The sequence below is a fragment of the Marinomonas sp. MED121 genome, from assembly GCF_000153025.1.
GTDB lineage: Bacteria > Pseudomonadota > Gammaproteobacteria > Pseudomonadales > Marinomonadaceae > Marinomonas.
Genome location: NZ_CH672431.1, coordinates 261,787 through 286,624, shown reverse-complemented (window position 1 = coordinate 286,624; position 24,838 = coordinate 261,787). Strand labels below are relative to the sequence as shown.

The 24,838-nt window shown below is 39.4% G+C and carries 25 protein-coding genes; 12 read left to right on the top strand and 13 right to left on the bottom strand.

The window, feature by feature from the left end; all coding sequences use genetic code 11:
• Nucleotides 1-2 precede the first annotated feature (2 nt).
• From ubiE to MED121_RS12845, 4 genes are all read right to left on the bottom strand, one after another.
• Nucleotides 3-758: a bifunctional demethylmenaquinone methyltransferase/2-methoxy-6-polyprenyl-1,4-benzoquinol methylase UbiE gene (gene ubiE / locus MED121_RS12860; RefSeq protein WP_009834142.1), complete on the bottom strand. Its 756-nt coding sequence runs from the start codon at nt 756-758 to the stop codon at nt 3-5.
• A gap of 180 nt (nt 759-938) precedes the next feature.
• Entirely contained in the window at nt 939-2,456 is a 1,518-nt protein-coding gene (locus tag MED121_RS12855) for a GGDEF domain-containing protein (RefSeq protein ID WP_009834141.1), read from the bottom strand.
• A gap of 18 nt (nt 2,457-2,474) precedes the next feature.
• Nucleotides 2,475-3,101 carry a thiol:disulfide interchange protein DsbA/DsbL gene (locus MED121_RS12850; RefSeq protein WP_009834140.1) on the bottom strand — a complete coding sequence of 209 codons (627 nt, stop codon included), beginning with the start codon at nt 3,099-3,101 and terminating at the stop codon, nt 2,475-2,477.
• A gap of 219 nt (nt 3,102-3,320) precedes the next feature.
• The gene (locus MED121_RS12845) at nt 3,321-3,923 is read right to left on the bottom strand and encodes a c-type cytochrome (protein ID WP_009834139.1); all 603 of its coding nucleotides are present in this window, start codon (nt 3,921-3,923) and stop codon (nt 3,321-3,323) included.
• A gap of 203 nt (nt 3,924-4,126) precedes the next feature.
• On the opposite strand from MED121_RS12845, the gene yihA reads away from it, so the two are divergent.
• Nucleotides 4,127-4,762, top strand: a complete 636-nt coding sequence (gene yihA / locus MED121_RS12840; protein ID WP_009834138.1) for a ribosome biogenesis GTP-binding protein YihA/YsxC — start codon at nt 4,127-4,129, stop codon at nt 4,760-4,762.
• Nucleotides 4,763-4,853: 91 nt separating this feature from the next.
• On the opposite strand, the gene MED121_RS12835 is transcribed toward yihA, so the two are convergent.
• Together MED121_RS12835 and mutY are read right to left on the bottom strand one after the other, a co-directional pair.
• Complete coding sequence (locus MED121_RS12835; RefSeq protein WP_009834137.1) at nt 4,854-5,138, bottom strand: oxidative damage protection protein; 285 nt, start codon at nt 5,136-5,138, stop codon at nt 4,854-4,856.
• A gap of 90 nt (nt 5,139-5,228) precedes the next feature.
• The gene (gene mutY / locus MED121_RS12830) at nt 5,229-6,287 is read right to left on the bottom strand and encodes an A/G-specific adenine glycosylase (protein WP_009834136.1); all 1,059 of its coding nucleotides are present in this window, start codon (nt 6,285-6,287) and stop codon (nt 5,229-5,231) included.
• A 303-nt stretch (nt 6,288-6,590) separates the two neighbouring features.
• Here mutY and hisB point away from each other — a divergent pair, with 303 nt between their 5' ends.
• Genes hisB through hisF form a run of 3 tightly spaced genes read left to right on the top strand, consistent with a single transcriptional unit; the run spans nt 6,591 to nt 8,698 of the window.
• Complete coding sequence (gene hisB, locus MED121_RS12825; RefSeq protein WP_009834134.1) at nt 6,591-7,184, top strand: imidazoleglycerol-phosphate dehydratase HisB; 594 nt, start codon at nt 6,591-6,593, stop codon at nt 7,182-7,184.
• 25 nt (nt 7,185-7,209) lie between these two features.
• Nucleotides 7,210-7,872 carry an imidazole glycerol phosphate synthase subunit HisH gene (gene hisH / locus MED121_RS12820; protein WP_009834133.1) on the top strand — a complete coding sequence of 221 codons (663 nt, stop codon included), beginning with the start codon at nt 7,210-7,212 and terminating at the stop codon, nt 7,870-7,872.
• Nucleotides 7,873-7,924: 52 nt separating this feature from the next.
• Nucleotides 7,925-8,698 (top strand): imidazole glycerol phosphate synthase subunit HisF, encoded by a 774-nt coding sequence (gene hisF / locus MED121_RS12815; protein ID WP_009834132.1) that lies wholly within the window; start codon nt 7,925-7,927, stop codon nt 8,696-8,698.
• Between the two features lie 52 nt (nt 8,699-8,750).
• On the opposite strand, the gene MED121_RS12810 is transcribed toward hisF, so the two are convergent.
• Complete coding sequence (locus tag MED121_RS12810; protein WP_009834131.1) at nt 8,751-10,907, bottom strand: Tex family protein; 2,157 nt, start codon at nt 10,905-10,907, stop codon at nt 8,751-8,753.
• Between the two features lie 268 nt (nt 10,908-11,175).
• Between MED121_RS12810 and MED121_RS12805 the strand changes: the two genes are divergently transcribed.
• On the top strand, nt 11,176-11,571 hold the full coding sequence (locus tag MED121_RS12805; protein ID WP_009834130.1) for an H-NS histone family protein: 396 nt from the start codon (nt 11,176-11,178) through the stop codon (nt 11,569-11,571).
• Between the two features lie 55 nt (nt 11,572-11,626).
• On the opposite strand, the gene trmB is transcribed toward MED121_RS12805, so the two are convergent.
• The 5 genes from trmB to MED121_RS12780 all read right to left on the bottom strand — a co-directional run bounded on the left by trmB (nt 11,627) and on the right by MED121_RS12780 (nt 14,989).
• Nucleotides 11,627-12,352, bottom strand: a complete 726-nt coding sequence (gene trmB / locus MED121_RS12800; protein ID WP_009834129.1) for a tRNA (guanosine(46)-N7)-methyltransferase TrmB — start codon at nt 12,350-12,352, stop codon at nt 11,627-11,629.
• A 63-nt stretch (nt 12,353-12,415) separates the two neighbouring features.
• The gene (locus MED121_RS12795; RefSeq protein WP_009834128.1) at nt 12,416-12,820 is read right to left on the bottom strand and encodes a DUF423 domain-containing protein; all 405 of its coding nucleotides are present in this window, start codon (nt 12,818-12,820) and stop codon (nt 12,416-12,418) included.
• Nucleotides 12,821-12,828: 8 nt separating this feature from the next.
• Nucleotides 12,829-13,797, bottom strand: a complete 969-nt coding sequence (locus tag MED121_RS12790) for a hypothetical protein (protein WP_009834127.1) — start codon at nt 13,795-13,797, stop codon at nt 12,829-12,831.
• Between the two features lie 4 nt (nt 13,798-13,801).
• Entirely contained in the window at nt 13,802-14,272 is a 471-nt protein-coding gene (locus tag MED121_RS12785; protein ID WP_009834126.1) for an Rsd/AlgQ family anti-sigma factor, read from the bottom strand.
• Between the two features lie 171 nt (nt 14,273-14,443).
• Nucleotides 14,444-14,989, bottom strand: a complete 546-nt coding sequence (locus tag MED121_RS12780) for a disulfide bond formation protein B (protein ID WP_009834125.1) — start codon at nt 14,987-14,989, stop codon at nt 14,444-14,446.
• A 95-nt stretch (nt 14,990-15,084) separates the two neighbouring features.
• Here MED121_RS12780 and MED121_RS12775 point away from each other — a divergent pair, with 95 nt between their 5' ends.
• Nucleotides 15,085-15,489, top strand: coding sequence for a flagellar basal body-associated FliL family protein (locus tag MED121_RS12775; RefSeq protein WP_009834124.1), 405 nt, complete (start codon nt 15,085-15,087; stop codon nt 15,487-15,489).
• A gap of 55 nt (nt 15,490-15,544) precedes the next feature.
• Here MED121_RS12775 and gshA read toward each other — a convergent pair whose 3' ends face one another.
• Entirely contained in the window at nt 15,545-17,128 is a 1,584-nt protein-coding gene (gene gshA / locus MED121_RS12770; RefSeq protein WP_009834123.1) for a glutamate--cysteine ligase, read from the bottom strand.
• Between the two features lie 268 nt (nt 17,129-17,396).
• Here gshA and MED121_RS12765 point away from each other — a divergent pair, with 268 nt between their 5' ends.
• The 6 genes from MED121_RS12765 (at nt 17,397) to tviB (ending at nt 24,832) form a co-directional block, all read left to right on the top strand.
• On the top strand, nt 17,397-17,873 hold the full coding sequence (locus MED121_RS12765) for a hypothetical protein (protein WP_009834122.1): 477 nt from the start codon (nt 17,397-17,399) through the stop codon (nt 17,871-17,873).
• Nucleotides 17,874-17,936: 63 nt separating this feature from the next.
• Nucleotides 17,937-18,536: an SCO family protein gene (locus MED121_RS12760; protein ID WP_009834121.1), complete on the top strand. Its 600-nt coding sequence runs from the start codon at nt 17,937-17,939 to the stop codon at nt 18,534-18,536.
• A 38-nt stretch (nt 18,537-18,574) separates the two neighbouring features.
• Nucleotides 18,575-19,411, top strand: coding sequence for a LysR family transcriptional regulator (locus MED121_RS12755; protein ID WP_009834120.1), 837 nt, complete (start codon nt 18,575-18,577; stop codon nt 19,409-19,411).
• A gap of 118 nt (nt 19,412-19,529) precedes the next feature.
• Complete coding sequence (gene glmU / locus MED121_RS12750) at nt 19,530-20,897, top strand: bifunctional UDP-N-acetylglucosamine diphosphorylase/glucosamine-1-phosphate N-acetyltransferase GlmU (protein ID WP_009834119.1); 1,368 nt, start codon at nt 19,530-19,532, stop codon at nt 20,895-20,897.
• A 111-nt stretch (nt 20,898-21,008) separates the two neighbouring features.
• The gene (gene glmS, locus MED121_RS12745; RefSeq protein ID WP_009834118.1) at nt 21,009-22,841 is read left to right on the top strand and encodes a glutamine--fructose-6-phosphate transaminase (isomerizing); all 1,833 of its coding nucleotides are present in this window, start codon (nt 21,009-21,011) and stop codon (nt 22,839-22,841) included.
• Nucleotides 22,842-23,569: 728 nt separating this feature from the next.
• Nucleotides 23,570-24,832 (top strand): Vi polysaccharide biosynthesis UDP-N-acetylglucosamine C-6 dehydrogenase TviB, encoded by a 1,263-nt coding sequence (gene tviB, locus MED121_RS12740; RefSeq protein ID WP_009834117.1) that lies wholly within the window; start codon nt 23,570-23,572, stop codon nt 24,830-24,832.
• The last annotated feature ends 6 nt before the right edge of the window (nt 24,833-24,838 follow it).

Here is a 24,838-nt window from a genome sequence, read left to right as displayed (position 1 = left end):
TTTTACAGCTTAAATCCCTTGTGAAGGGCAACAATGCCGCCAGTCATGTTTTGATAGCTCGTGCGCTCAAATCCAACATCTTCCATCATGCCTTTTAGGGTTTCTTGATCTGGGTGCATACGAATAGATTCAGCTAGATAGCGGTAACTTTCGGAATCGTTGGCAATTAACTTGCCCATCATAGGCAGTAGACGGAAAGAGTATTGGTCATAGATATTGGATAAACATTCAGATTCTGGTTTAGAAAACTCCAAAATTAATAAACGGCCACCAGGTTTCAATACACGGTACATAGAAGCAATCGCAGCGTTTTTATTAGTGACATTACGCAGGCCAAAGGCGATGGTAATGCAATCGAATGTATTATCAGGAAAAGGTAGGGCTTCAGCATTCGCTTGTACAAACTCAACATTGCCGACAACGCCACGGTTAGCCAGCTTGTCACGGCCGACTTTCAGCATAGAGTCATTAATATCCGCTAGAACAACTTTACCTTGTGAGCCAACGATGCGAGAAAATTTCAGGGTTAAGTCGCCTGTTCCGCCAGCAATATCTAATACCTTGTTGCCAGAGCGCACACCGGATTGATTAATGGTATGCATTTTCCATAAACGGTGAACGCCGCCTGACATTAGGTCGTTCATTATGTCGTATTTGGCTGCGACAGAATGAAAAACTTTAGCAACAGCGTCGACTTTTTCGTCAACAGGGATTTCTTGAAAACCAAAATGCGTTGTTTTGTCTTGTTGATCTTGCATGAAAAATTGTCCTAAACCCAAACAATAGGGTTGTTTGTTTTCCGTTCTGGCAGGTTTAACTGATTAAGTAAAACGTGGAAGACGGTTAGAGGTTAAATAAATTAGGGCTATTATGAAGTCCAATGACTAAAAACTCTATTATTCCGTCTTAATTAGTGTGAGATTTTTGACAAATCCAGCTTACTCACTAACAACTCTGTTTCTACCATCACTTTTTGCCTGATATAGGTATTTATCTGCGCGGTCAAAGAGTTCTTCATGTTTTTCATTGTTTGCTAATTGAGCGATACCGATAGAAATCGTAATAGGAACGGGTTCACCATTGACATTAAACGGCATCTTTTCAACGGCGAGACGTATGGCTTCAGCTTTTGATTGACCAGTTTCTAAGTTGCAGTTTGGTAAAAGAAAGACAAACTCTTCGCCGCCATAGCGAAATAGTAGGTCTTTTTCAGACATCACATTTTTGAGTTGTCGTGGAAGAAGGTTAAGTACCTTATCCCCTGCTAAATGTCCCCAAGTATCATTGACCTTTTTAAAATGATCTATATCGAGAACACCTAAAATTAAAGGCTTTTTGCTTTTTTGTGCAAGTAAGCACATTGGCATAATTGAGTCTTGATAGGCGCTTCTATTCGGTAAATTAGTGACAGTATCTGTTGTTGCTTGAGCAATTTTTTGCTGCAAGTTAATGCGCAAGTTAGAACTGTCTTTTTCCATTTTCGTGACTTTTTGCTTTAACTGAGCAATGGATTGAGTCGCACTTTTTTCCTGTTCAACCATTTGTTTTTGATATTCACTCATAGTGCTTGAAATGGTATCTAAACGAACCGAGATAAGTTTTTGCAATTCAGATAGATCATTGGCTTCATCCACTGCGCTAGACGTTTCGCTGACTTGCTTTTGAATCTTGTCACTGAAGCTTTCTCTATGGGTTGATAGGGTCTTTTGTGCTTTATAACTATTGCCAACACTGACATTAATTGATGCTAGCTGCTTGTTTAATTTACCTAAGTAAGAGGTGAGTTCCTGTTGAGATGAACCCAAAGCAATCATGGTTAGATTAATGCTTTCAGACAATATGCGAGGGACTATCTGTAATTGCTTCTCTTGTTCTAGGAGTGACTTAAGTTCGCTAACTTGCTCATCGTACTCAATAGGTAGAGGTAAGTTTCCTAATAAATTTAATAGGGTACGAGAGATATCATTAACCACATCTTGCTCAGATTTTTCTGACTTTGTTTCTTCTTTTGCAAACAAACGTTTGAAGAAAGACGGCTTCTTGCTTAACAGCTCTTGATTCAAAGTAAGGTTAGCTAGGACTAGAAATTCGCTGAGTAATGCAGGCCATTGATAGCTGCTTTGCCAATGGGAACGAATGTTCGTCTCCAAGGCTGCTTTTTCTTGATTAGGTATGTGATGATTGGGCAGACGATTTAATGATTCGATTAAATCAAGCAAGCTATCGCGGAATAACTTTGCTCGTTCTGATCTAGATTTATCAGACGCAATCATTTTGGGTTCGGCTTCTTTCAGAACAAGGCGAACGTCATTTTCGTCCGCCTCACCTGAAATAGTTCGCCTGATCTGAGCTAATGTTTGATCTAGCTCAGGGTCAATGCCCTCAGCCATCATGCTTGTTCTAGAAACCGCCTTGCGTAAGGCTTCGACAAGGTTGTCACGAGATGGATCAGGCATTGGACCTCGCTTAAAAGATTATTTCATTGCTTGGCGTTCTTGCTCGATCAAGAAATCAACCACGCTATAAATTTGATTGTTGCCACCTGCAGATTGAGCAGTGACCAGATATTTACCATTAACAATTAACCCAGGTACACCACGTGCGCCATAAGCTCTGATTTTTGAGTCAGCTTGTGAAAGGCGGCTGTTAACGGCAAAAGAGTTAAATTGCTTTTTAAAGTTAGCTTCGCTTACACCATATTGAGTGAAAAACTCAGCTAATTTATCTTCAGAGTTTAGCCTACGTTTGTCTAGGTGAATTGCATTAAATATTGCGCCATGTGTTTTTTCTTGTAAACCTAAAAGCTCAGAAACATAAAAAGCTTTTGCATGAGCTTGCCAACTACGGCCAAAAACAGCAGGCATAAATTTAAAATCGACATCATCTGCAATGTTTTTGCTCCAAGCGTGAGTCACTGGCTCAAGGCTAAAACAATGTGGGCATCCGTACCAAAAAATCTCAACGACTTCTATTTTTTCAGGGTTAGCAGTACGGACTGGGTTTTTAATCAGGGTATAACCGTTACCTGGACTATAGCTAGCTGCAAACAGTGAGGCAGGTAAGCAAAGTAATACAGCTAAAGTGATTAAGATCTTTTTCATGAAATCATCCTATGTATTAGAAAAACAATCGGCATAAGCATGCCTTAAAACTGTAAGCAGTAGGTTAGGAGTCTATTGCCAAACAAAAGTTCACTGCGTTTACAGCGAAATACAAAAAAACCTCCAAATAGGAGGCTTTTTAAATATCACTTAATAAACCTGATCCACTCAGGTTTATTAAGAGAGAAAGATTCGAACAGCACTGAAGGTGTCAGTGGACTAGTACAAACCTTGGATATAGCTGGATACTGCTTTGATTTCGCGATCATTCATTTTGAACGCAATATCTTGCATGATGCCGGCTGGATCATTTACACGCTCATTGCTTTGGAATTTCTTCAATTGAGCGGCAGTATAAGCTTCATGCTGACCTGCAAGACTAGGGAATGCTGCTGAACCTAGCCCTTTACCTGCTGGACCGTGGCAAGCCATACAAGCTGGAACGCCTGTTTTTGGGTTGCCTGTGCGGTAAATTGCTTTACCAGCGTCAACAAGTTCTGGATCTGCCTGGCCAGTGACAACTGCATTGCTCGCAAAATAAGCGGCAATATCACTTAGGTTTTGCTCGTTGTAGCCATCTAGTAAGCCCGTCATTTCTGTCACAGGACGTGTGCCAGACTTGATGTCTTTAAGTTGCTTAAGAAGGTAGCCTTCTTGCTGACCCGCTAATTTAGGAAAGTTGGCAAGTGCGCTATTACCATCTGCACCATGACATGCTGCACAAACAGTCGTCAATTCTTTACCCGCTTCTGGGTTACCTTGCGCTACTGCGGCAGAAGATGCCCCCATTGCGACCAACATACCAATTAGTACTTTTTTCATTCGCTGCCCCTGACATTCCAATCAAAATGTGACGACTTAACCTGGCGAGTCTAGCCACCACCTAATTTGCCCGCCTATTAAACCAGATTTTCTAGCATCTTTAACTAGTTTAAACATGGTAAATAAGCAAATTAGCAGGCATTATATACAACCAGATGTAAAACGTGAACGCTAATCCTACTCTATTGACGAATATCAAGTATATGACACCCTTTGATTCCATCTTTCGCTCGGCTCATTTTATTAAAAGTGCCGAGAAATTATCTCAATGCCCAGTTGACCAAGGTTTAGAAGTTGCCTTCGCGGGACGCTCTAATGCGGGTAAATCAACTGCCCTAAATACCTTAACTGATCAGAAAAAGCTGGCGCGTACTTCGAAAACGCCAGGGCGTACTCAGTTGATTAACTGTTTCGGATTAAATGTCGAAGATCGTCGTCTAATAGATTTACCAGGATACGGTTTTGCAAAAGTGCCTGTTGCCATGAAAATGAAGTGGCAAGCACATATGCAGGACTACCTAATGAATCGTCGCTCACTAGCGGGCGTGGTTTTGGTAATGGATATTCGTCACCCTCTAAAAGAGTTTGACCACATGATGTTGGACTGGGCTAAGTCAAACAAAATGCAAGTGCATGTGATTTTAACTAAGTCCGATAAATTAAAGCGTGGCCCGGCAAAATCAACTAAGTTGCAAGTGGCTAAAGCGCTGAAAGATTTAGAAGTGATAGGTAGTGTTCAAACCTTCTCAGGCCTAAATGGTGATGGTATCGATGAGCTTCGTTTGAAGCTGTCTACATGGCTGAGCTTAGATATGTTTATTGAGCCTGAAGCAGAATAGTTCTGCCAAGGTGATAAAAAAAACCGCGATCAAACTGTCGCGGTTTTTTTGTGTCTTGCGTTAAAGTATTTAACCTTTATCCTTTCCTCAATTATAGCTCTTCAATATCGTCGAAATCCGTATGACCTTGGATTTTGTCTGTTTCTTCATTATTAAAAAACTTTTCCATCTGTTCCATGATGTATTTGCGTGAGTCTGCTTGCATCATATTAAGTTGTTTTTCATTGATCAGCATGGTTTGCAGTGCTTGCCATTCTTGCCAAGCTTGTTTTGAAATGTTTTCTAGAACATCAATGCCTTTTTGTCCGGGAAAAGGTGCACGATCTAAACCTTCAAGCTGCTTCTGATGCTTTTTGCAAAATATTGTTTGTGCCATCTTCTCGGCCCTTATCTTGTTCGTATAAAAATGAATAATGTTTTAATAATGGGGTTTTAACCCAAGGTTTCAAGTAATAACGCTTTGGTTTTAACTCATCGAATCGCTTAATAATGAGACTAGAATTTTACGAACCGGTGTTGGTAAGCCTAAAGCCATGGCTTCTTCTAATGTATACCATTGGTATTTACCCTCTTCACCTATCTCATTGCTAGCTTGGACGTTGGCTAAATAGGGGCTTATCTCTAAATGGTAGTGGCTAAAAGTATGGCGAAACCCAGCCAGAGCGCCAAGGCTGTTTATTGTGACTTTAAATCTTTGCTCAGTGGCTAAGGTTATGGCTTCATCTTGGCTTTCTGGCAAACTCCATAATCCACCCCAAATGCCCGTACTGACTCTTTTCTCTAACAAAACTTTTCCTGTAGGGTTTTGCAGCACCAGCATATCTGTTTGTCTTGTTGGTATGCTCTTCTTAGGTTTTTTGATTGGGTAATCTGTTGGTGTGCCAGAGGCAAGGGCTTGGCAATCATCTTGGATAGGGCAGAACAAGCATTGGGGTTTGCTTCGGGTACAAAGTGTTGCGCCTAAATCCATCATGGCTTGGGTATAATCGCCACAGCGTTCAGCTGGCATATAACTTTCAGCGAGCTCCCACATGACATTTTCGGTTTTCTTTTCACCAGGCCAAGTGTCAATCGCATGGAAGCGGCCTAAAACCCGTTTAACATTACCGTCTAAAATGGCGGTTTGTTCATTGCGAGAGATAGATAAAATAGCAGCGGCAGTTGATCTGCCTATGCCCGAAAGTTCGCACACACCTTCAAGACTTGCCGGAAATGTACCATCAAGCTCATTCGCTAGCACTTTCGCAGCTTTATGAAGATTTCTGGCACGGGCGTAATAGCCTAAGCCGCTCCAGTGAGCGAGCACTTCATCTTCTGGGGCATCAGCGAGACGATAAACATCCGGAAAGCTTGTCATGAATTTTTGATAATAGGGAATGACAGTAACCACTTGGGTTTGTTGTAGCATGATTTCTGAGATCCACACTCGGTAAGGCGTTTTATCCATTTGCCAAGGGAGATCTTTGCGTCCATGTTGATCAAACCAAGTTAAAATTCTGTCTGCAAAATTATCGATAGGCTGCATTTTTGATTCACTTAAGTAAAGATGGCGGCATCATATCATTTGTAATTGGATCCTCGTAACCTTTGCTGAATGTGGAACCTAATATAGGTAAAAAAAGTTGGTCAAATTTAGCGTTTAATTCCTTTAGATAACTGCTTTTAGCGTCATTTTGAGTATATAATCGGGATCCTATGCAAATTTGAAAGTCGTTCAGCTTACTCGTTACGTCAGTCCGTATGAGTTGCACCCTCTTAGTGAGTCTAGAGAGAACTCTTTTATTTTTTTGATACAGCTAATACCAATAACTCCAGGAGAGTAAATCCCATGTCAGATCGGATCGCTAGTGTTGAGCGCAATACGCTTGAAACACAAATTAAGGTAAGTATTAACCTAGATGGAACAGGTAAATTTAACTGTGAAACAGGTGTACCTTTTTTAGATCATATGTTGGATCAAGTAGCACGACATGGTTTGATTGATTTAGATATCCATGCCGTTGGTGATTTACATATTGATGCTCACCATACGGTGGAAGATCTTGGTATTACGCTCGGCCAAGCATTTAATCAGGCTGTTGGCGATAAAAAAGGCATTAAACGTTACGGTCATGCTTATGTGCCATTAGATGAAGCCTTGTCTCGTGTCGTTATCGACTTTTCAGGACGTGCAGGATTAGAAATGCATGTCCCTTTCACCCGAGGCTCAGTTGGTGGTTTTGATGTGGATCTTTTCTCAGAGTTTTTCCACGGATTTGTTAACCATGCTCAAGTGACACTTCACCTTGATAACTTACGTGGTAAGAATACTCATCACCAAGCCGAGACAGTATTTAAAGCCTTTGGTCGTGCTCTTCGCATGGCGCTAGAAGTAGATGAGCGTATGGCGGGTCAAATGCCATCCACTAAAGGTTGTTTATAAGCTGTAAGGCTCAGAGGACATAAGAATGACATTAGCAAGTAACAAGACAGTTGCTGTCATTGATTACGGAATGGGAAATTTACACTCGGTAGCAAAGGCGTTAGAGCATGTTGCTGGCGAGAATACACAGGTGATAGTAACCAGAGACCCGGCTATCATTGATGCGGCAGATAGAGTGCTATTACCCGGTGTTGGGGCGATTCGTGATTGTATTGGAGAAATGTACAACACAGGTTTAGTCCCCAGTATTCAAAAAGCGATGAAAGAAAAACCATTTCTCGCGATCTGTGTGGGGATTCAATCTTTGATGTCCCACAGTGAAGAAAATGCAGGCGTAGATTGTTTAAATCATTTTTCCGGCAATGCGCTTTTCTTCGGCGAAGAGCACAAAGATTATGACGGCAGTAAGCTAAAAGTCCCTCATATGGGTTGGAATCAGGTTAAGCAAAGCATTACTCACCCTTTGTGGAAAGGTATCCCTGACCAAGCAAGGTTCTACTTTGTACATAGCTTTTATGTTGTACCTGAAGATAAAAGTGAAGTGGCTGGCACCTGTGATTATGGTCATGAGTTCTGTGTCGCGCTAGCAAGAGATAATGTGTTTGCAGTTCAGTTTCACCCTGAAAAAAGTCATAAAGATGGTTTGCAGCTTTATAAAAACTTTTTGAACTGGGATGGTAAGCCTTAGTTTATTTTTGAATTTTGTCTGCCTGTATGGCAGTAAGTGTTGAGGAGTCGAAATGGGCTTAGCAAAACGTATTATCCCTTGTTTAGATGTTGATAATGGTCGTGTGGTCAAAGGGGTTAAGTTTCTTGATATTCGTGATGCGGGTGACCCGGTAGAAGTCGCTAAGCGTTATGATGAGCAAGGTGCTGATGAAATCACTTTTTTAGATATTACTGCCAGTTCAGATGATAGAGCGACGACGGTACATATGGTGGAAGCTATTGCCAGTCAGGTTTTTATTCCCCTGACTGTGGGCGGTGGTATTCGTACCTGTGATGATATTCGCCGCATGTTGAATGCAGGTGCTGACAAGGTCGGTATTAATACTGCTGCAGTATTTAATCCCGAGTTTGTGAGGGAAGCCGCTCAACGTTTTGGCTCACAGTGTATTGTGGTTGCAATCGATGCTAAAAAAGTGAGCTTAGAAGGCGAAGAAGATAAATGGGAAATCTTTACCCATGGCGGCCGTAAACCAACAGGTTTAGATGCGGTTGAATGGGCTAAAAAGATGGTTGATTATGGCGCGGGTGAAATACTGTTAACCAGTATGGATAGAGATGGTACTAAGAATGGGTTTGACCTAGGTGTGACTCGCGCTATCAGTGAAGCTGTGCATGTACCTGTTATTGCATCAGGTGGTGTAGGTAACCTTGATCATCTCGTTGATGGGGTTATTCAGGGTAAAGCTGATGCGGTATTAGCTGCAAGTATCTTTCATTTTGGTGAATATACTGTCCCTGAAGCCAAAGAATTTATGGCGGAACGTGGCATAGAAATGCGCCTTTAGTCGCTCTTCATATGATCGGCCTGCAATTGGCCGATCATATTTTGATTTGTTGTTATAGGCCGATGGCTTTTAGGGAAATTCTTTTTCGTTTCTCGTCCACTTCTAATACTTCCACCGTTAAAATATCGCCTACTTTTACTAAGCTCGCTGGATCTTTGACGAAGCGGTTGGTGAGCTGTGATATATGAATTAAACCATCTTGATGAACGCCAAGGTCTACAAAGACACCAAAAGCCGCTATGTTAGTTGCAACACCTTCTAACGTTTGCCCTTCTTTTAAGTCTGATATCTTTTCAATATTCTGATCAAAGTTGGCATACTTGAATTCAGGTCTTGGATCTCTCCCTGGTTTAGCTAATTCATGCAAAATATCGTTAAAGGTAAAATCGTCAACATGGGAAAACTCATGACGCATTAATTGGACCCTTTCAATTGCTTTTGGATTGCTAATTAAGGATTGAATCGAAAGTCCCAGCTTTTCAGCCATGCTGGTTACGAGGGAATAGCTTTCGGGATGAACTCCAGATGCATCTAGGGGGTGAATTGGCGATTGTATTCTTAGAAAACCAGCACAATGCTCAAAGCATTTTGAGCCAATTCCTTTGACTTGTTTTAACTCACTTCTGTTTTTAAATGAGCCTATTTCTTGTCGGTACTCAATAATATTGCTGGCAAGTTTTGGTGTTAGACCAGATACATGCTCTAGCAGGCTTGCTGAGGCGGAATTAAGGTCTACTCCTACCTTGTTGACACAATCTTCAATAACGATACTCACAGCCTCTTTAAGGCGACTGCTTTTTATATCGTGTTGATATTGCCCAACGCCGATGGACTCTGGGTCAATTTTTATTAATTCAGATAAAGGGTCTTGTAAACGTCTTGCAATGGATATCGCTCCGCGTATTGTGACATCAAGGTTAGGGAATTCGATGCTGGCTATTTTTGAGGCTGAATAAACCGAAGCGCCCGATTCGCTAACCGTGACACAAATGACATCCAAGTTAGTTTGTTTAATCACGCTATTTACAAATTTGTCAGTTTCTCTCGAAGCGGTTCCATTCCCTAAAGCTATTAATTTTATATTGAATGACTTTATTAGGTTTATTAGTAGGTCTTCGCTTTGTTTTATCTTGTTTTGAGGTGGGTGGGGGTAGATTATGGCATCTTTTAAAAAAAAGCCTTGCTCATCAATAATGGCTATTTTAACGCCGTTTTTAAAGCCAGGATCAAGCGCCATGATTCTTTTGTTACCAGCAGGCGCTGCCATTAAAAGCGCTTCTAGATTCTTTGCAAAGATGTTTGATGCTTGTATTTCTGCCTCTTCCTTTAATTGAGATAGGAGTGAGCTTTCAATTTTTGGAATAACCTTAGTTTGCCAAATTATATTTAGAATATCTGTTTGGAGATTTGAAAGTCTGTTTTGATAAATAGGGTAACTTAATTTCAGTCCCGCTAAAAAGTTCAAGGCGAGTTTTGGTATTTCGTCAAGGTTGAGGCTAAGTGATAATTTAAGAACACTCTCTTTTTTACCTCTAAAAAGCGCTAAGGCTCTATGTGAAGGGATTTTTTTAAGTAACTCTGAGTAGTCAAAGTAATCCTGGTACTTTTCTCCTGTTTCTTTTTTGCCCCTTATTACTCTGCTGGATAAGGATGCATTGTTATAAAGGTAGGTTTCGCAAGCTAGAATAAAGTCTTGGTTCTTTAGTATATCTTCCGATATTAAATTTATTATATGCAGCTTAGCATCATTTATCGAAATGTCTTTTTTTAGGCTAGATATGTGTGATGCTAGTCGGCTTTCATGCCACTGGTGCCAGCTATTCCAAGCCTCATCACTGAGCTTTTCAAATTTAAGCTCTCTGGCTTTATCAAATAGGCTTATTTGGTTTGATTTAAAAGGAGCATAAACTTCATCAAGCTGCTTTTTGGTTTGACACTGAATAATATTATTTTTTAAATCATGGTTCAGTTGATTTGTTTCTTTTAATTTATCAATGACTTTTGTTTTAGCGCTTTCAAGTTCTTGCAGCTGTTTCTGGCGAGTGTGAAAACTACGCAACTCAATGTCACTTAGACCTTTGGTTTCTTCTTTCCTGTATCGTGCGATAAAAGGAATGCTTGCGCCTTCGTTAATTAGCCTGATTGTGCTTAAAGCGACTTTTTCGGAGATGTTAAATTCTTTTGATAGCTGTTTTTCTAAATTAAACATTTATTACCAATTCCAATAGTATTCATTACATAACTTTTACAAAAAAAATAAATTTCCACTATTCTTGCATGATTTCAATGAAATAGATTAGTGAATAATACTTTAATAAGAGCTTAAAATGCACTGAATGCCATTATATATACGGTTTTTTAGACGTTTTATATAAACATATTAGATTTTTTCTTGTTCTTAATTTAAAATGCTTTTGATTTTAATGTACAACGTGCTTATATTTAAATTATCACGTTTTTATTTTTTGAGGATAATTATGAGTCTTTTACTTGAACTTGCTGGTAATAAAGCAAAAGCGAGAGCTGCGGCAAAAGAGTTAACTATTGCCCAGCTAGAAAATCTACTCTCTGGGTTTTCTAATGCACTAGAAAAGCTAAAGGAAGAGGAAAGCTTAAGACAAGCTGAAGAGGCTCAAAGGACTGAGAAAGCAGAAGAGTTAGCTAAACTAATTGCGCAAAGCGGATTAACCATTGATGAGATTGCGGCTTTATCTGCGCCAAAAGCAATTGCAACTAAAGGTAAGAGCGTTGAGCCTAAATACCGTATAGAAGTAAATGGTGAAGAGCATTTATGGACTGGTCGTGGCCGTACTCCTAAAGTCTTCCAAGAGTACTTTGATGCTGGTAATAGTCGTGAGAGCTGTGAACTATAAGTTCATTTGATTAAAATGAGACAATTAGTTTAATTGTCTCATTTTAGATAGTTTGTTATTTTTTGGTGTAAATTAAATCCCATACACCATGGCCTAGTTTTTCCCCTCGTAACTCAAACTTAGTTAAAGGACGCCACTCTGGTCTAGGGTGATAATTGTTTGCGCCGACTTTGTTTGTATAGTTAGTCTGTGCTTCCATTACTTCCATCATGTGTTCAGCATAAGGCTCCCAATCGGTTGCCATGTGAAAACTGCCTGACTCACTTAAAATCTCAGCTATTTGGTTGGCAAAGCTTGCTTGTACTATGCGTCGCTTATTGTGTTTCTTTTTGTGCCATGGATCTGGAAAAAATAACTGGAAGCAATTTACTGAGCCTTTAGGAATGCATTTTGCCATCACTTCAATAGCATCATGGCAATAGACTCTTAAGTTTTTAACACCTTCCTCTTTCGCTGTCATCATAAGCTTAGCCACACCTGGTGGGTGAACTTCGATGCCAATAAAATCTTTTTCAGGGGCGTTTTTAGCCATTTCAACCAATGACTTGCCCATACCAAAACCAACTTCAACTACGATATCTGCTAGGCGGCCAAAGGTAGATTGGTAGTCGAGTAATCCACTTTCTACATCTAGCCCGTAAAAACTCCAATTTTCATCGTAGGCTTTTTGTTGGCCTTCAGTCATTCTGCCGCCACGAACGACAAAGCTGCGAATAGTCCGCTTATGCTCAATTTCATCTAAATTGGGGTTGGGTGTTTGGTTTTTGTCGAGTTCAGTCATGTTTTTTTAGGTATTAAATGGAAAATTAAAATGAGGGGCAATCCTAGCTTAATATAGGTTGCTTTAGCTAGTCGTTGTGCTTTTTAATCTTAAAAATATCCACAGCATATAGCACCAAGCGACTATGTATAAAAGGCCGCCAATTGGGGTTAATAAAGCCAATGCCTTGTTACTCGTCAATGCCATATAAAATAGGCTGCCACAAAATAGAATATTACCAAGGCTGAAAAGACTGATGCAGTGTTTAATTTTAGGTTGATGTTGAGAGAAAGCGATACAAAACAGAGAGGCTAAACTGTGATACATAAGGTAATTGCTGGCTGTTTGCCACCATTCGATATTTTTGGCTGGAATACTCGCTGTTAGTGCATGGGCACCAAAAGCACCTGTTGCGACCGCTAGCATTCCCATTAGAGGTGGGAGTAGGTAATAAATAAGGCTTACATTTATGGTTTTTAAGTTTTTCATTTAGAAAATTATCTTAGAATATTGAGTAAACCGTTACTGCCGATAGCGTAAAATCTATCGTTTGTGGAGAAGGCAACCGCAAGGACAGAAGAGCCGGTCGGCCTTAGTTTATCTTTTTTATTAAGTGTCCATGACTTAAGTGATTCACCCGATAAAACATTTAATAGTTTTACACTGCTATTAATACCGCCAAGGAGTATATATCTACTATCTTCGGAAAACTTTGCTCTACTATAAGTAATGTTTCTAGATGTGAGACCGCCAGTGCTTATTTCACTCACGACTTCACCAGTGCTTGTGGACCATATTTTTGCAGTGCCTAATTGTGCTGCAGCAAAAACATACTTGCCATCAAGTGAAAGGGTTGCATTGGCTATGCGGTTGGATAATTGCCATTGGTGAAGTTTCTGTCCTGATTTAACGTCCCAAAGGGTAACATTGTAATTGTCATCCCCAGTAACAGCTAAACTGCCTGCTTTATCTAGGCTTACGGAACGAACAACTGCACCTGTACGGAATGTTTGTTTAATCCCTCCGTTTTTTACATCGAAATAGCGTGCAGTTTGGTCGTCTAAACCAACTAAGGCAAAATCACCATTGTTACTAGCCATTAAAGATTTGATGTCGCCTGGTGTGTTCCAAAAGCCTTCAGATTGACCTGTGACGATATTCCACAAGACTAAGGTTCTAGCTCCACCTGTGACTGCGTATTGACCACTAGGGTCAATGTCGACACTGATGAGTGGCGTGAACTCGTCTTTGGCATGATTCCAATTAAATCGCCTTTCATTTTTTTGATTTGACCAGAGACTGCCGCCGTGTTGAATCGAGCCAACAAGAGAAGATGCAGCATCATCGCTGATGTCGGCGGAGTACAAACCTTGGCTTGCAAGCTCTGAGGTGCTAACTGCATCCCCAGAAGAGCAAGCAACAATAAAGGGGATAGAGCATGCTAAGGTAAATAACTTTGCCAACATAGAATTACGCACTTTTTTCGCTGTGTGCCTCATGTAGCTCTTCAATTAGCTTATCTTCAAAGCTAAACCTTTCAGCTAACACTAAGCCTAATGCCTGTAATGAAAAAGGGAGAGATCCCAATTGATCGTTACAGTGGTCTTTGGTGTCAAATTTATCATTGAATTCAATAATGACTTCAGTGTTTTTTTGAATTTCAGGCAACAGATTCTTTAATAAAAGTAGTGCGCCATCATCATTAAAGGCTTCTGCCTCTTTTGCTAGTTGTTCGTAAATTTCAAAATGTCCGGTTGAGACATAGTCAATTAACTGCTCACAAACCTTTTGAATATTATTAGTATCCAAAGGCGTGAATTCTCCGCGCTCTTTTAACTGTACAAAATTAATAATGAGGGCCTGACGAGCATTTAACCAACGATCTATTAAGTCGTGTACGCCACCCCAACGTTCTTGTGCAGATTTACAACTTTCTAACATGAGTATGACTCCATTTCTGAGATTAATATCATCAACGATAAATCTCTTGATTCTGATACTTTGAGATATATCGAATGTCCTAACGCTTCCTAGCATATGCCCATCATCATGCGGCTGCAAGCAATGATGATGGGGGATTTTAAAATGCTTAAAAATGTAATTTTTTTCAGTTTATAAATGCCTAACTCTGCAAAAAATTACAAAATTTAGGATTGCAATGCCAGCGAATGCGACTAGCGTCCAGCCGGGTATGCTTAAGCCTAAAAAGGTCCAAAGAACATCACCACATTCTCCTGTCCCCATTACCATAGCGCTGAGAATTTCTTGCCAAGGAAAAACCTCAACCATATAGCTTAGCCCTGGTAAACATGCAGGTAGTTGTTCTTCAGGTAAGTTTTGTAAGTATAAATGGCGAATAGACAGAGCTGCGCCTAGCACTGCAAAAGTTGTGATACCTAAGGCATAGTATTTTAAGGCTGGGTTTGACTTGTGAAAAAAGGAGATAAGAGCAATAACACCAAGCATAAAAAACATAATTCGTTGTAACATGCATAAAGGGCATGGTTCTAAGCCCATTTGGTATTCCATATAAAACGCCACACCAAGGAGTGCAAAAGATGTGAATGCAATGAGGGCATGAAAATTGATGACGGTTAGCCAGTTTGGTAAGCCTTGGCTAGACTCATTAAATAACGATTGATTTTCTTTAGATGGCATTACATTTCCTTAGCGATTAATAGTGTATTTGCTACTGACAAAAATACTGATTGGGAGTTAGTATACTGTCAATCTAACTTTAAATGAGAGTGCTCATGTTGTTTCGTCTTGTTCTATCCTTACTTTTTTCCGGCTTTATATTAGCTTCGAGTGCATTTGCTGAAAATGATTCCTCAGAATTACCTGTTTATATTGAATTAAGACCAGATTTTATTGTGAATTATACAACTGACAATAATCGTCTCAAATATATTAAGGCAAGTATTACAATTAGAGCGACTGGCGCTCAGAATGCCGGCATTATTGAATCTAATATGCCAATAGTGAGAGATGGTTTGGTGATTTATTTGTCTGAGTTGAGAGCTGAGCAAGTGACTGGCGCTATTGCTAGAGAAGAGTCTCGTAAGGGGGCTGCTATCTTTTTAAATGAAAAGCTAAAAGAAGAAACAGGGATTGAGCCTGTTAAAGATGTATTGTTTTCTAGTTTTGTGACTCAGTAAGCTATTCTGGGAAGCTAGTTTTCATTAGCTTCCCTCATTTCATCATTTCATCATTTTATTGTGGTAAAAGATATTCTTCTAAAAACTCATCAAAGCTCAACTTATCACTTTCTTCCATCTGCTTTTGACGCTTTAGTGAATCAATGGCTTCTTCTTTAAATTCTTTTTCAATATTTTTATCTAGGTTAAGCGATTGCCAATTTTCTTGATGCAGGCTTGCTATTGATAACATAGCTTTCGCATAACTTCCTGCTTTAATCGATTCTTCAGCCACCTTACTAGAAGGTAATTTATCTGTATCCGAAATTTTGTCTATTTGTTGCTGAACAGCTACTTGATATGCAGGGTTCGCTGTTAGTTCAGTGAGAGTATTGGCAACTTGAAGAATTTCATTAAGCACGTGAGTGGCTTGCTTTTGAATTTGAGCTGGGCCTTCTAAGAAATTGATGGTGGCTGTTAAATCTCTGCCTTGAGTAATGCATTCTTGCTGAAGTGATTTAAGTGCTTCGCATTCCTCTGATGAAAATTTTTCATCTCCTCTTAGCATGCAATATACTAAATAAGCATCAAGGAAATAAAGAGTCTCTTTATTCATACCAATGTTGGAGAAGGGATCTAAATCCATAATTCTTACTTCGATATATTCAACACCTCTATCTCGTAATGCGGCACTAGGGTGTTCGCCAGCTAAGGTGACTCGCTTAGGTCGAATGTCACTATAGTATTCATTTTCAATCTGAAGAATATTGGTGTTTAGTTGACGGTATAGACCATCAACTTTAACACCGATTTTTTCATACTCAGTGTAGGGTGTTTGAATCGCGTTTCTGATGGTTTGGATATAGGTAGAAACTTCGTTATAGCAAACATAAAGATCAGACTGAGCATCATTGCTATAGCCCAAATCGCTCATTCTCAATGACGTAGCTTGATTTCCTACCAAGGTGTCAGAACTTGTTTGTGTTAGTTTTTCGCTACCTTCTGGTAAAAAGCTTTTATCTATTGCAGGAGATGCGCCAAATAGTAAAGGAAGCAACCAAGAGCTACGTCTGAAGTTTCGTATGAGTGCAAAGTAAGACTCTGATTGAAGGTCACTATATTCAGCTGCATTTACGCCTTTATATTCTTTTAGGAAAGACCAAAAATCATCATCGAATGAAAAATTGTAGTGCATGCCTGCAATACACTGCATCACACGGCCATAACGATAGGAAAGGCCTTGTCTATAAGCATGTTTTAGCCGTCCTGAATTTGAAGTGCCATATTCGGCAATAGGCACATCGCTATCGCCTTTGATTTGGCCTGGCATACTGGCTGGCCAGAGAACTTCATTCTTTTTTTCTAACTCTTTACTAACAAATAAGTGAATGTTATCAAGCTCGTTTATAGCGCCTTCAACACTTGGGTGAACCCTAGTAATAAACTCTAATAGTGCTTCTGAATAATCGGTTGTAATTGATTTATGGGTAAGCGCTGAGCCAAGTGATTCAGGATGTTGAGTATGAGCAATTCGGCCATCTTTATTAACTCTAAGAGCTTCACGCTCTATCCCTCGATGGAAGGTCAGCGTGTTCGATTCTTGGTAGTTGGTACAATGTCTAGAAAGTGCTTGTAAGGCATGTTGTAAAGAAGTAGACAAAGCAAGTTCCTTGTAAAGGCAATAAAAATGATTGGCTGATTGTACTCTGTTTGCGAGGAGACACAATATGATAAAAGCGACTTAACTTTCTGCGTTATATTTTCCTTAATTTTTACTTCTTGTGTTGCGTGAAGAACAGCTTCGTAAATCAAGAAAAGTTCTGTTGCGGTTTAATTGAGGTTGGGCTTAGTTATATTAGCCCTGTATGATGTGCGTTTTAAATAAACAACTCGCTTGAGTATTCTATTTTGTGTTTGGATTGTAAAAAATGAAATCTAAGTTTTTAATACTTTTAGCGATTATTTCCTTCCCTCTACTGTACTGGTTTTCAAATGGTGCCGCTGAGCTAATATTGGCAAATGACACTAGTGCAATACCTATTTCAAATAATGCTTGTCAGTTTGGTCAAGAGGTTTGCGAAGTAAGTATTGAGCAACAGGTGTATCTTGTGTCTGTTGTTAATGATTTTTCTGCTGGGCAGGCGATACAAATTGAAGTTGAGCCAAAGTTGAGCGCAGGAAGTAAACGGGATGCTTTAGAGGGTGTGCACTTTTTACTTCAAGGTAAAACCATGTATATGGGGATTAGCGAGACTCAGCTTCAATATGTTGATGGCAAATGGGTGGGTATACTAAGAATTCCATTTTGCACAACAGAAGTGATGTTATGGCAGCTAGATATGACTTTGCAAGATAGCGATAATAATCATGTGGCTAGGTATGAATTTGAGGTTAGGCAAAAATGATTACTCTGGTTGCTTTTGTGTATTAAGAATTAAGTTAAAAAATGGCTTTTATAAGGATGAGTTATGCTAAATAAAAGAACGGGCCTTTTATTCTTGATGGGTGTTGCTTTGTTAGCGGGGTTGGGAACGGCTTTATTTAATGATAAAGCCGCTAAACCCAATGGAACATTTGCTTCATTAGGTGGCGAGTTTGAGTTGGTTGGAAATAATGGCGCTGTTAAATTAAGTGACTTTAGAGATGATAAGCTTGTTCTTATGTTTTTTGGTTTCACTCACTGTCCTGATGTCTGCCCTATTTCATTGACCAATGTTGCCCGCGCGATCAAACAGTTAGCTCCTGAACAAGCGGAGCAAGTTCAAGGTATGTTTGTTAGCTTGGATCCTAAGCGCGACACACCAGATATATTGGCGAACTATGTATCTTTCTTTAATGAGAACTTTATAGGTGTTACTGGTACTAAATCTCAAGTAGATAAGGTCGTTCAGCAATATGGGGCTGTATATCGTATTGTTGAGCTTGATGATTCAGCCATGGGTTATAGTGTTGACCATAGCTCTAGACTTTATTTGATTGATAAGAAAGGTGAGTTAGTGAAATTACTTTATCATGACTCAAAACCTGATGAGATAGCTCAAGCGATAGTTGCTACCTTAGCTCAATAGGTTTTACACTTTACTCTCCTTTATTCGGTGAGTGAGAGATGTCAAAGATAACATTGGAGCAATGGCGAGTTCTTCATACAGTTGTTGATGCTGGAGGTTTTACTCAAGCTGCTGAAGCGTTACACAAAAGTCAGTCTTCTATTAGTTATAGTGTAACTAAGCTCCAGCAGCAGTTGGGTTTTTCTATTCTTGAGATGGAAGGGCGAAAAGCTAAACTAACTAATAGAGGCTTGATATTGCTGGAGCACTCTCGTGCATTATTGCAGCAATCTGAACAGTTAGAAAACCTTGCTCAAGTGTTAAATCAAAGCTGGGGAGATGAGTTGCATGTATTTAGCAGCTCTAGTGTGCCCTATTCTTTGATTATTGATGCTATTTCAGCATTTAAACGCGCTTCTCCTGGCACTAAGTTAATATTTAGTGAAGAAAATGCTTCAATTTCTAATGAGCCACTTCATAAATCTCCAGTCTGTATTAAATTGACGACAACTCCTGCAAATGACTTGTCCTTACCTATCATGATGCTTGAGATGGTTGTTGTTGTTTCAAAATCTCACAAATTTGCTTTTCAATCAGGTGAGCTTTGTATTTCAGATTTGAAACGAGAGCGACAAATTGTCATTGATAATTACCTGATGAGCGATGATGTTTTTCAGGTTGCTAATATTCCTGCTGCAATCGCTATGGTCGAAAGAGAGATGGGCTATGCTTATTTGCCATTATGTGAAGTGGAGGGAAAGTTAGCTTCTGGTAAACTACTCCGTCTAAGTTTAACTGATGAGAATCTTTTATCCTGCCCAGTTTATGCGCTAATTGAAAACTCAAATGAGTCAAATAATAGTGCAAATTTATTTATCAATATCCTTAAAAATTAAATTTTTAATTACTTGTCATTTTATTTATGACAATTTGGGTTGTTTTGACTTAAGGCTCAAGGTTTAATTGCGCTTACTGAAATGTGTAAGAAAATATGAATAATTATTTGGGGTGTTTATGAATCAGGATGTCGTAGTCTTAGCTGCTGGAAAAGGCAGTAGAATGAAGTCAAATAAATCTAAGGTGCTCCATAATATTGCGGGCTTACCTATGATAAGACGAGTATTGGATACAGCTACGACGCTTGCTAATGTTAATTTACATCTTATCGTTGGGCATCAAGGTGACGCTGTTGCTGAAGCGTGTCAGAGTTTTGGTGCTAACTTAGTTTGGCAGAATAACCCAAAAGGAACGGGCGATGCGGTTAAGCGAGCTGTTGATAGCTTAGATCCGGACGGCATGACGTTGACCTTATATGGTGACGTTCCGCTGATTCGTTCTGAAACTTTACAAAAAATGGCATCGTTAGCCAATGAAAATACATTGGTATTATTAACTGTCGTTTTAGAAAGTGCGCAAGGTTACGGTCGTATTGTGCGAAATGATGCCGGCAAGGTCACGGCAATTGTTGAGCAAAAAGATGCTTCTGAGTCTGAGCAAAAAATTAAAGAAGCGAATACAGGTATACTGCTAGCGCCTAATCAAAAACTCATTCCTTGGTTATCCCAGTTGGACTGTAATAACGCTCAAGAAGAATATTATTTAACGGATGTTATCGCCATGGCTGCGCGAGATGGTGTTGATATTGTGACTGTACACCCAAGTTCGGAAGCGGAAGTGTCTGGTGTGAATGACAAGATTCAATTGGCCCAGTTAGAAAGAGAGCTGCAAAAAAATCAAGCAGAAACGCTTATGGCTGAAGGCTTAACGCTTGCTGACCCTGCTCGATTTGATTTGCGTGGTAAATTGAAAATAGGCATGGATTGTCAGGTCGATGTTAATTGTATCTTTGAAGGCGATGTTGAGCTTGGAAATAATGTTTCTATCGCTGCCAACTGCCACCTTAAGAATTGTGTAATTGGTGATAATACTGTTATTAACTCAAACACCTTGATTGAAAATAGTCAGGTGGGAGATTGCTGTAATCTAGGGCCTTTTGCTCGCCTAAGACCGGGTTCTGAGTTGGCAGAAGGTGCCAAAATCGGAAACTTTGTAGAAACAAAGAAAGCGATTATTGGAAAAGGTAGCAAAATCAGTCACCTTAGTTATGTGGGTGATACCCAAATGGGTGAAAAGGTGAATGTTGGAGCGGGTACGATTACCTGTAACTATGATGGCGTTAATAAGTCGCTGACTCAAATTGGTGATGGTGTATTTGTTGGCTCTAATACTTCTTTAGTGGCTCCTGTTGAAATTGGTGAGGGTGCGACTATTGCTGCTGGATCAACTGTGACAAAAACAGTTAATAAAGATCAATTGGCTTTTGCCAGAGCACGTCAGACAAATAAAGATAACTGGCCAAAACCTGTTAAAAAGAAATCATAAGAACGCTTTTTAAAAAGACCATTGTTTTAAGAATAATATTTATTGAATGATTAAAAAATTAAGCATGCTTTAAACATATCTTGTTTAAAGGTGTTGTTAAGGAAAAATATTATGTGCGGAATTGTTGCTGCAATAGCAAAAAGAAATGTTTCAAAAATCTTAATAGAAGGTTTGAGTCGTCTTGAATATAGAGGCTATGACTCATCTGGGGTGGCGGTTAATAATGAAGCTGGTGTTCATTCACATCGAGCTGTGGGTAAAGTCCAGGCTTTAAAAGATAAGTTTGAGTCTACACCCTTAGATGGGCAAATAGGGATTGCTCATACTCGCTGGGCAACTCACGGTAAGCCAACAGAGGCAAATGCTCATCCGCATTTTTCTAGTGATGATTTAGCGCTTGTTCACAACGGTATTATTGAAAATCATGAAGTATTGCGTAATAGCTTGATTGAGCAGGGTTATCGTTTTAAATCTGAGACAGATACGGAAGTGATTGTTCACCTTATCCATGCTGAACTCAAGCGTGCGAATCAGTTTGATCTTCTATCAGCAGTGCAAGCGGCATTATCTCAACTAGAAGGTGCTTTTGCGATCGCGGTGACTCATAAGGCTGAAAAAGAGCGCTTTATTGCTGCGCGTAAAGGTAGCCCCCTGGTTGTTGGTGTTGGTATCGAGGAAAATTTTGTTGCTTCAGATCAGTTGGCTTTATTGCATGTTACTGATCAGTTTATCTTCCTTGAAGAAGGTGATGTAGTCGACGCTAGCCGAGAGTCAGTCGTTATATATGATGTGAGCGGTGAGCAGCAAGATAGACCTGTTCATGTATTTAATCATAATGTCGATGTAACCGATAAAGGTGAGTATCGCCACTATATGATGAAAGAAATTTATGAGCAGCCAGCGGTTATCAGTGCGTGTCTTGAGGGTCGTATCAGTAAGGATAAAGTCTTAACCAGCTGCTTTGGTGCTGACTCAGCGTTTTTAAAGGATATTGAGAACATTCATATCGTTGCGTGTGGGACAAGTTATCATGCAGGTATGGTGGCAAAATATTGGATAGAGGATCTCGCTGGCCTTCCTTGTACGGTTGAGGTTGCAAGCGAGTATCGCTACCGCAAGGTCGCTGTACCTAAAAATACGCTATTTTTAACGCTTTCTCAGTCTGGTGAAACGGCAGATACCTTGGCAGCCCTTCGTATGGCAAAAGAGCTAGGTTATCTAACGACCTTGGCTATTTGTAATGTGCCATCGAGTACCTTGGTACGTGAATCTGCGTTAACCTTGTTGACTAATGCTGGTGCAGAAATTGGTGTGGCGTCTACAAAAGCATTTACAACACAGCTGACAGCTCTGCTAATTACGAGTGTAGCTATTGCTGTAGAGCAAGGTTTGTCAGAAGCTAAGCAAGCTGAACTTGTTCAGGCGATGCGTGATCTACCGGCTCATGTTGATGCTGCTTTAATGCAAGATTCACATATTAAAAATGTGGCAGACAAGTTTGCGAATAAGCATCACGCTTTATTTCTAGGCCGTGGGCCTATGTTCCCGATTGCACTTGAAGGTGCGTTGAAGCTCAAAGAGATCTCTTATATCCACGCTGAAGCTTATCCTGCTGGCGAATTGAAGCACGGGCCTCTAGCGTTGGTTGATGAGAATATGCCAATTATCACCATGGTGCCTCACAATAATTTATTGGATAAGTTAAAATCCAACCTTCAAGAAGTTAGTGCACGTGGTGGTGAGTTGTTTATCTTTGCTGATAAATCAACTGATTTGCATAATGAAGACGCTATCACCTTTACAGAAGTGCCAAAAGTGCCTGAAATACTAGAACCAATTGTTCACACTATCCCAATGCAATTATTGTCTTATCATGTTGCTGTTGTTAAGGGCACAGATGTTGATCAACCAAGAAATTTGGCTAAGTCTGTGACGGTTGAGTGATTTTTAGACGTACTTTCAAAAATATGGTGGTTAATTAAAGTTGTTGATTTTAATGGGCTTGTTTGTATCTAGCATTTCTTAACTTAAAACTGCTTTTTTGTCTCTATGTGTATTTCAATAGTGAAGTGAAATATGATTTGGGTTATAGCATTTGAATAATACTTAGCGCGAAAACCTCGAATGTCTCATCTAATTATATTTTTTTAATCCATAAAACGGTGCAGGATGTATTGTTGTTAACAACTTTTAGGTTGTTAGTGGCTTTCTGGGGCTATAAAGCGTTACTGCTTGAGTCATTGCGAATGTAATTAAGGGAGCTATGTTCTATTTTTGCGGTGTGCAGTATTGAGAGTTACGTGAATAAAATACAAAGGAGTTTTTGTTGTATGATTTAAGTGATTTTAGCTTAACAAGGTCGCTTGAAGGTGTTCGGTGTTTCTTTCCAAGGATGGAGTTGGGTTATGTTGGCAGAATGGAAGTGATATAAAATGTGCTGAGGTGTGTTCTATTTTGAGTTTAATTGTTGAGGCTGTATAGTGTTGGCAGCTAAAATCGTGGAATACATATAGCTAAATAGTGTATGACTACTCCTTTTCAATGGAATCACGTTTTGAGATTACAATAATTAGACTGTATTAGGTTATGACTTTGTTTTTAGGTCGTATTTGAGAGTGTTTTATATACTAAATACAAAGCATTGCAAACATAAAAGTATTAGATGAGTAAAAATGAATAAAATTGCAGTAATAGGATTGGGATATGTTGGTCTGCCACTAGCCATTGAATTTGGTAAAAAGTTTCAAACTATCGGATTTGATATTAACCAGAATCGAGTGCGAGAGCTTTTAGCTGGGCATGACTCAACATTGGAGGTTAGTGATATAGAGTTGGAAGCTTCTGATATGTTGGAGTACACATACGAAGAAGGGAGGTTAGCAGATAGTGATATATATATAGTCACAGTACCAACTCCAATAGATGAAAATAACTCTCCAGATTTATCCCCTCTTGAAAAAGCATCAGCTCTTCTTGGGAGATATATTTCGAAAGGTGATGTGGTCATCTTTGAATCCACAGTATACCCAGGAGCAACAGAAGAAGTGTGTTTGCCTATTATCGAAAAAGCCTCAGGTTTAAAGTTTAATCAGGACTTTTTTGCTGGGTATTCACCTGAACGTATTAACCCAGGGGATAAAATTAATACATTAACTAAAATTATGAAAATCACTTCTGGCTCCACGCCAGAAGTGGCAAATTTTGTTGATGAGTTGTATGGATCAATAATTGAGGCAGGGACTTACAGGGCCTCTTCTATTAAAGTTGCTGAGGCAGCAAAAGTAATTGAAAATACCCAGAGAGATTTGAATATAGCTATCATTAATGAATTCGCTAAAATATTTAATAAGTTAAATATTGATACTGAAGAAGTATTAAAGGCAGCAGGGACTAAGTGGAACTTCTTACCTTTTAAGCCGGGTTTAGTTGGGGGACACTGTATCAGTGTTGACCCTTATTATTTAACCTATAAAGCGCAAGAAGTTGGCTATAGACCTGAAGTTATTTTAGCGGGAAGGCGCATTAATGATGGCATGGGTGAGTATGTAGCAACTCAGTTAGTTAAAAAGCTATCGTCTGAAAAAATTCATATTGATGAAGCTAAGGTACTAATTTTAGGGTTTACATTTAAAGGTGACTGTCCTGATGTCCGTAATACAAAAATTATTGATATTGTTAATGAGTTGAAAGATTTCAATATGTCCGTGGATGTCTACGATAGTTGGGCTGACCCAAGTGAAGTTGAACGCGAATACGGAATAAAATTGGTTTCAGAATTAGAATATAGAAAATATGATGGCGTTGTTTTGGCTGTTGATCATTCAGAGTTAAAAGAAATGGGCGAGAGAAAGCTAAGAGAGCTGGGTAAAGATAAGCACGTTTTGTATGATGTTAAACATGTTTTGAAAGCAAATGAAGCAGATATAAGGTTGTAAGGAATA

Bases quoted from the DNA above. Each gene is read 5' to 3' on its own strand.
- hisB (WP_009834134.1), top strand. From the start codon at position 6,591: ATGTCAGATCGGATCGCTAGTGTTGAGCGCAATACGCTTGAAACACAA.
- MED121_RS12835 (WP_009834137.1), bottom strand. From the start codon at position 5,138: ATGGCACAAACAATATTTTGCAAAAAGCATCAGAAGCAGCTTGAAGGT.
- hisH (WP_009834133.1), top strand. From the start codon at position 7,210: ATGACATTAGCAAGTAACAAGACAGTTGCTGTCATTGATTACGGAATG.
- MED121_RS12795 (WP_009834128.1), bottom strand. From the start codon at position 12,820: ATGAAAAACTTAAAAACCATAAATGTAAGCCTTATTTATTACCTACTC.
- MED121_RS12785 (WP_009834126.1), bottom strand. From the start codon at position 14,272: ATGTTAGAAAGTTGTAAATCTGCACAAGAACGTTGGGGTGGCGTACAC.
- MED121_RS12755 (WP_009834120.1), top strand. From the start codon at position 18,575: ATGTCAAAGATAACATTGGAGCAATGGCGAGTTCTTCATACAGTTGTT.
- ubiE (WP_009834142.1), bottom strand. From the start codon at position 758: ATGCAAGATCAACAAGACAAAACAACGCATTTTGGTTTTCAAGAAATC.
- MED121_RS12805 (WP_009834130.1), top strand. From the start codon at position 11,176: ATGAGTCTTTTACTTGAACTTGCTGGTAATAAAGCAAAAGCGAGAGCT.
- MED121_RS12790 (WP_009834127.1), bottom strand. From the start codon at position 13,797: ATGTTGGCAAAGTTATTTACCTTAGCATGCTCTATCCCCTTTATTGTT.
- MED121_RS12810 (WP_009834131.1), bottom strand. From the start codon at position 10,907: ATGTTTAATTTAGAAAAACAGCTATCAAAAGAATTTAACATCTCCGAA.
- MED121_RS12855 (WP_009834141.1), bottom strand. From the start codon at position 2,456: ATGCCTGATCCATCTCGTGACAACCTTGTCGAAGCCTTACGCAAGGCG.
- yihA (WP_009834138.1), top strand. From the start codon at position 4,127: ATGACACCCTTTGATTCCATCTTTCGCTCGGCTCATTTTATTAAAAGT.
- mutY (WP_009834136.1), bottom strand. From the start codon at position 6,287: ATGCAGCCTATCGATAATTTTGCAGACAGAATTTTAACTTGGTTTGAT.
- MED121_RS12775 (WP_009834124.1), top strand. From the start codon at position 15,085: ATGTTGTTTCGTCTTGTTCTATCCTTACTTTTTTCCGGCTTTATATTA.
- hisF (WP_009834132.1), top strand. From the start codon at position 7,925: ATGGGCTTAGCAAAACGTATTATCCCTTGTTTAGATGTTGATAATGGT.
- MED121_RS12845 (WP_009834139.1), bottom strand. From the start codon at position 3,923: ATGAAAAAAGTACTAATTGGTATGTTGGTCGCAATGGGGGCATCTTCT.
- MED121_RS12760 (WP_009834121.1), top strand. From the start codon at position 17,937: ATGCTAAATAAAAGAACGGGCCTTTTATTCTTGATGGGTGTTGCTTTG.
- MED121_RS12765 (WP_009834122.1), top strand. From the start codon at position 17,397: ATGAAATCTAAGTTTTTAATACTTTTAGCGATTATTTCCTTCCCTCTA.
- trmB (WP_009834129.1), bottom strand. From the start codon at position 12,352: ATGACTGAACTCGACAAAAACCAAACACCCAACCCCAATTTAGATGAA.
- MED121_RS12780 (WP_009834125.1), bottom strand. From the start codon at position 14,989: ATGCCATCTAAAGAAAATCAATCGTTATTTAATGAGTCTAGCCAAGGC.
- glmU (WP_009834119.1), top strand. From the start codon at position 19,530: ATGAATCAGGATGTCGTAGTCTTAGCTGCTGGAAAAGGCAGTAGAATG.
- glmS (WP_009834118.1), top strand. From the start codon at position 21,009: ATGTGCGGAATTGTTGCTGCAATAGCAAAAAGAAATGTTTCAAAAATC.
- tviB (WP_009834117.1), top strand. From the start codon at position 23,570: ATGAATAAAATTGCAGTAATAGGATTGGGATATGTTGGTCTGCCACTA.
- MED121_RS12850 (WP_009834140.1), bottom strand. From the start codon at position 3,101: ATGAAAAAGATCTTAATCACTTTAGCTGTATTACTTTGCTTACCTGCC.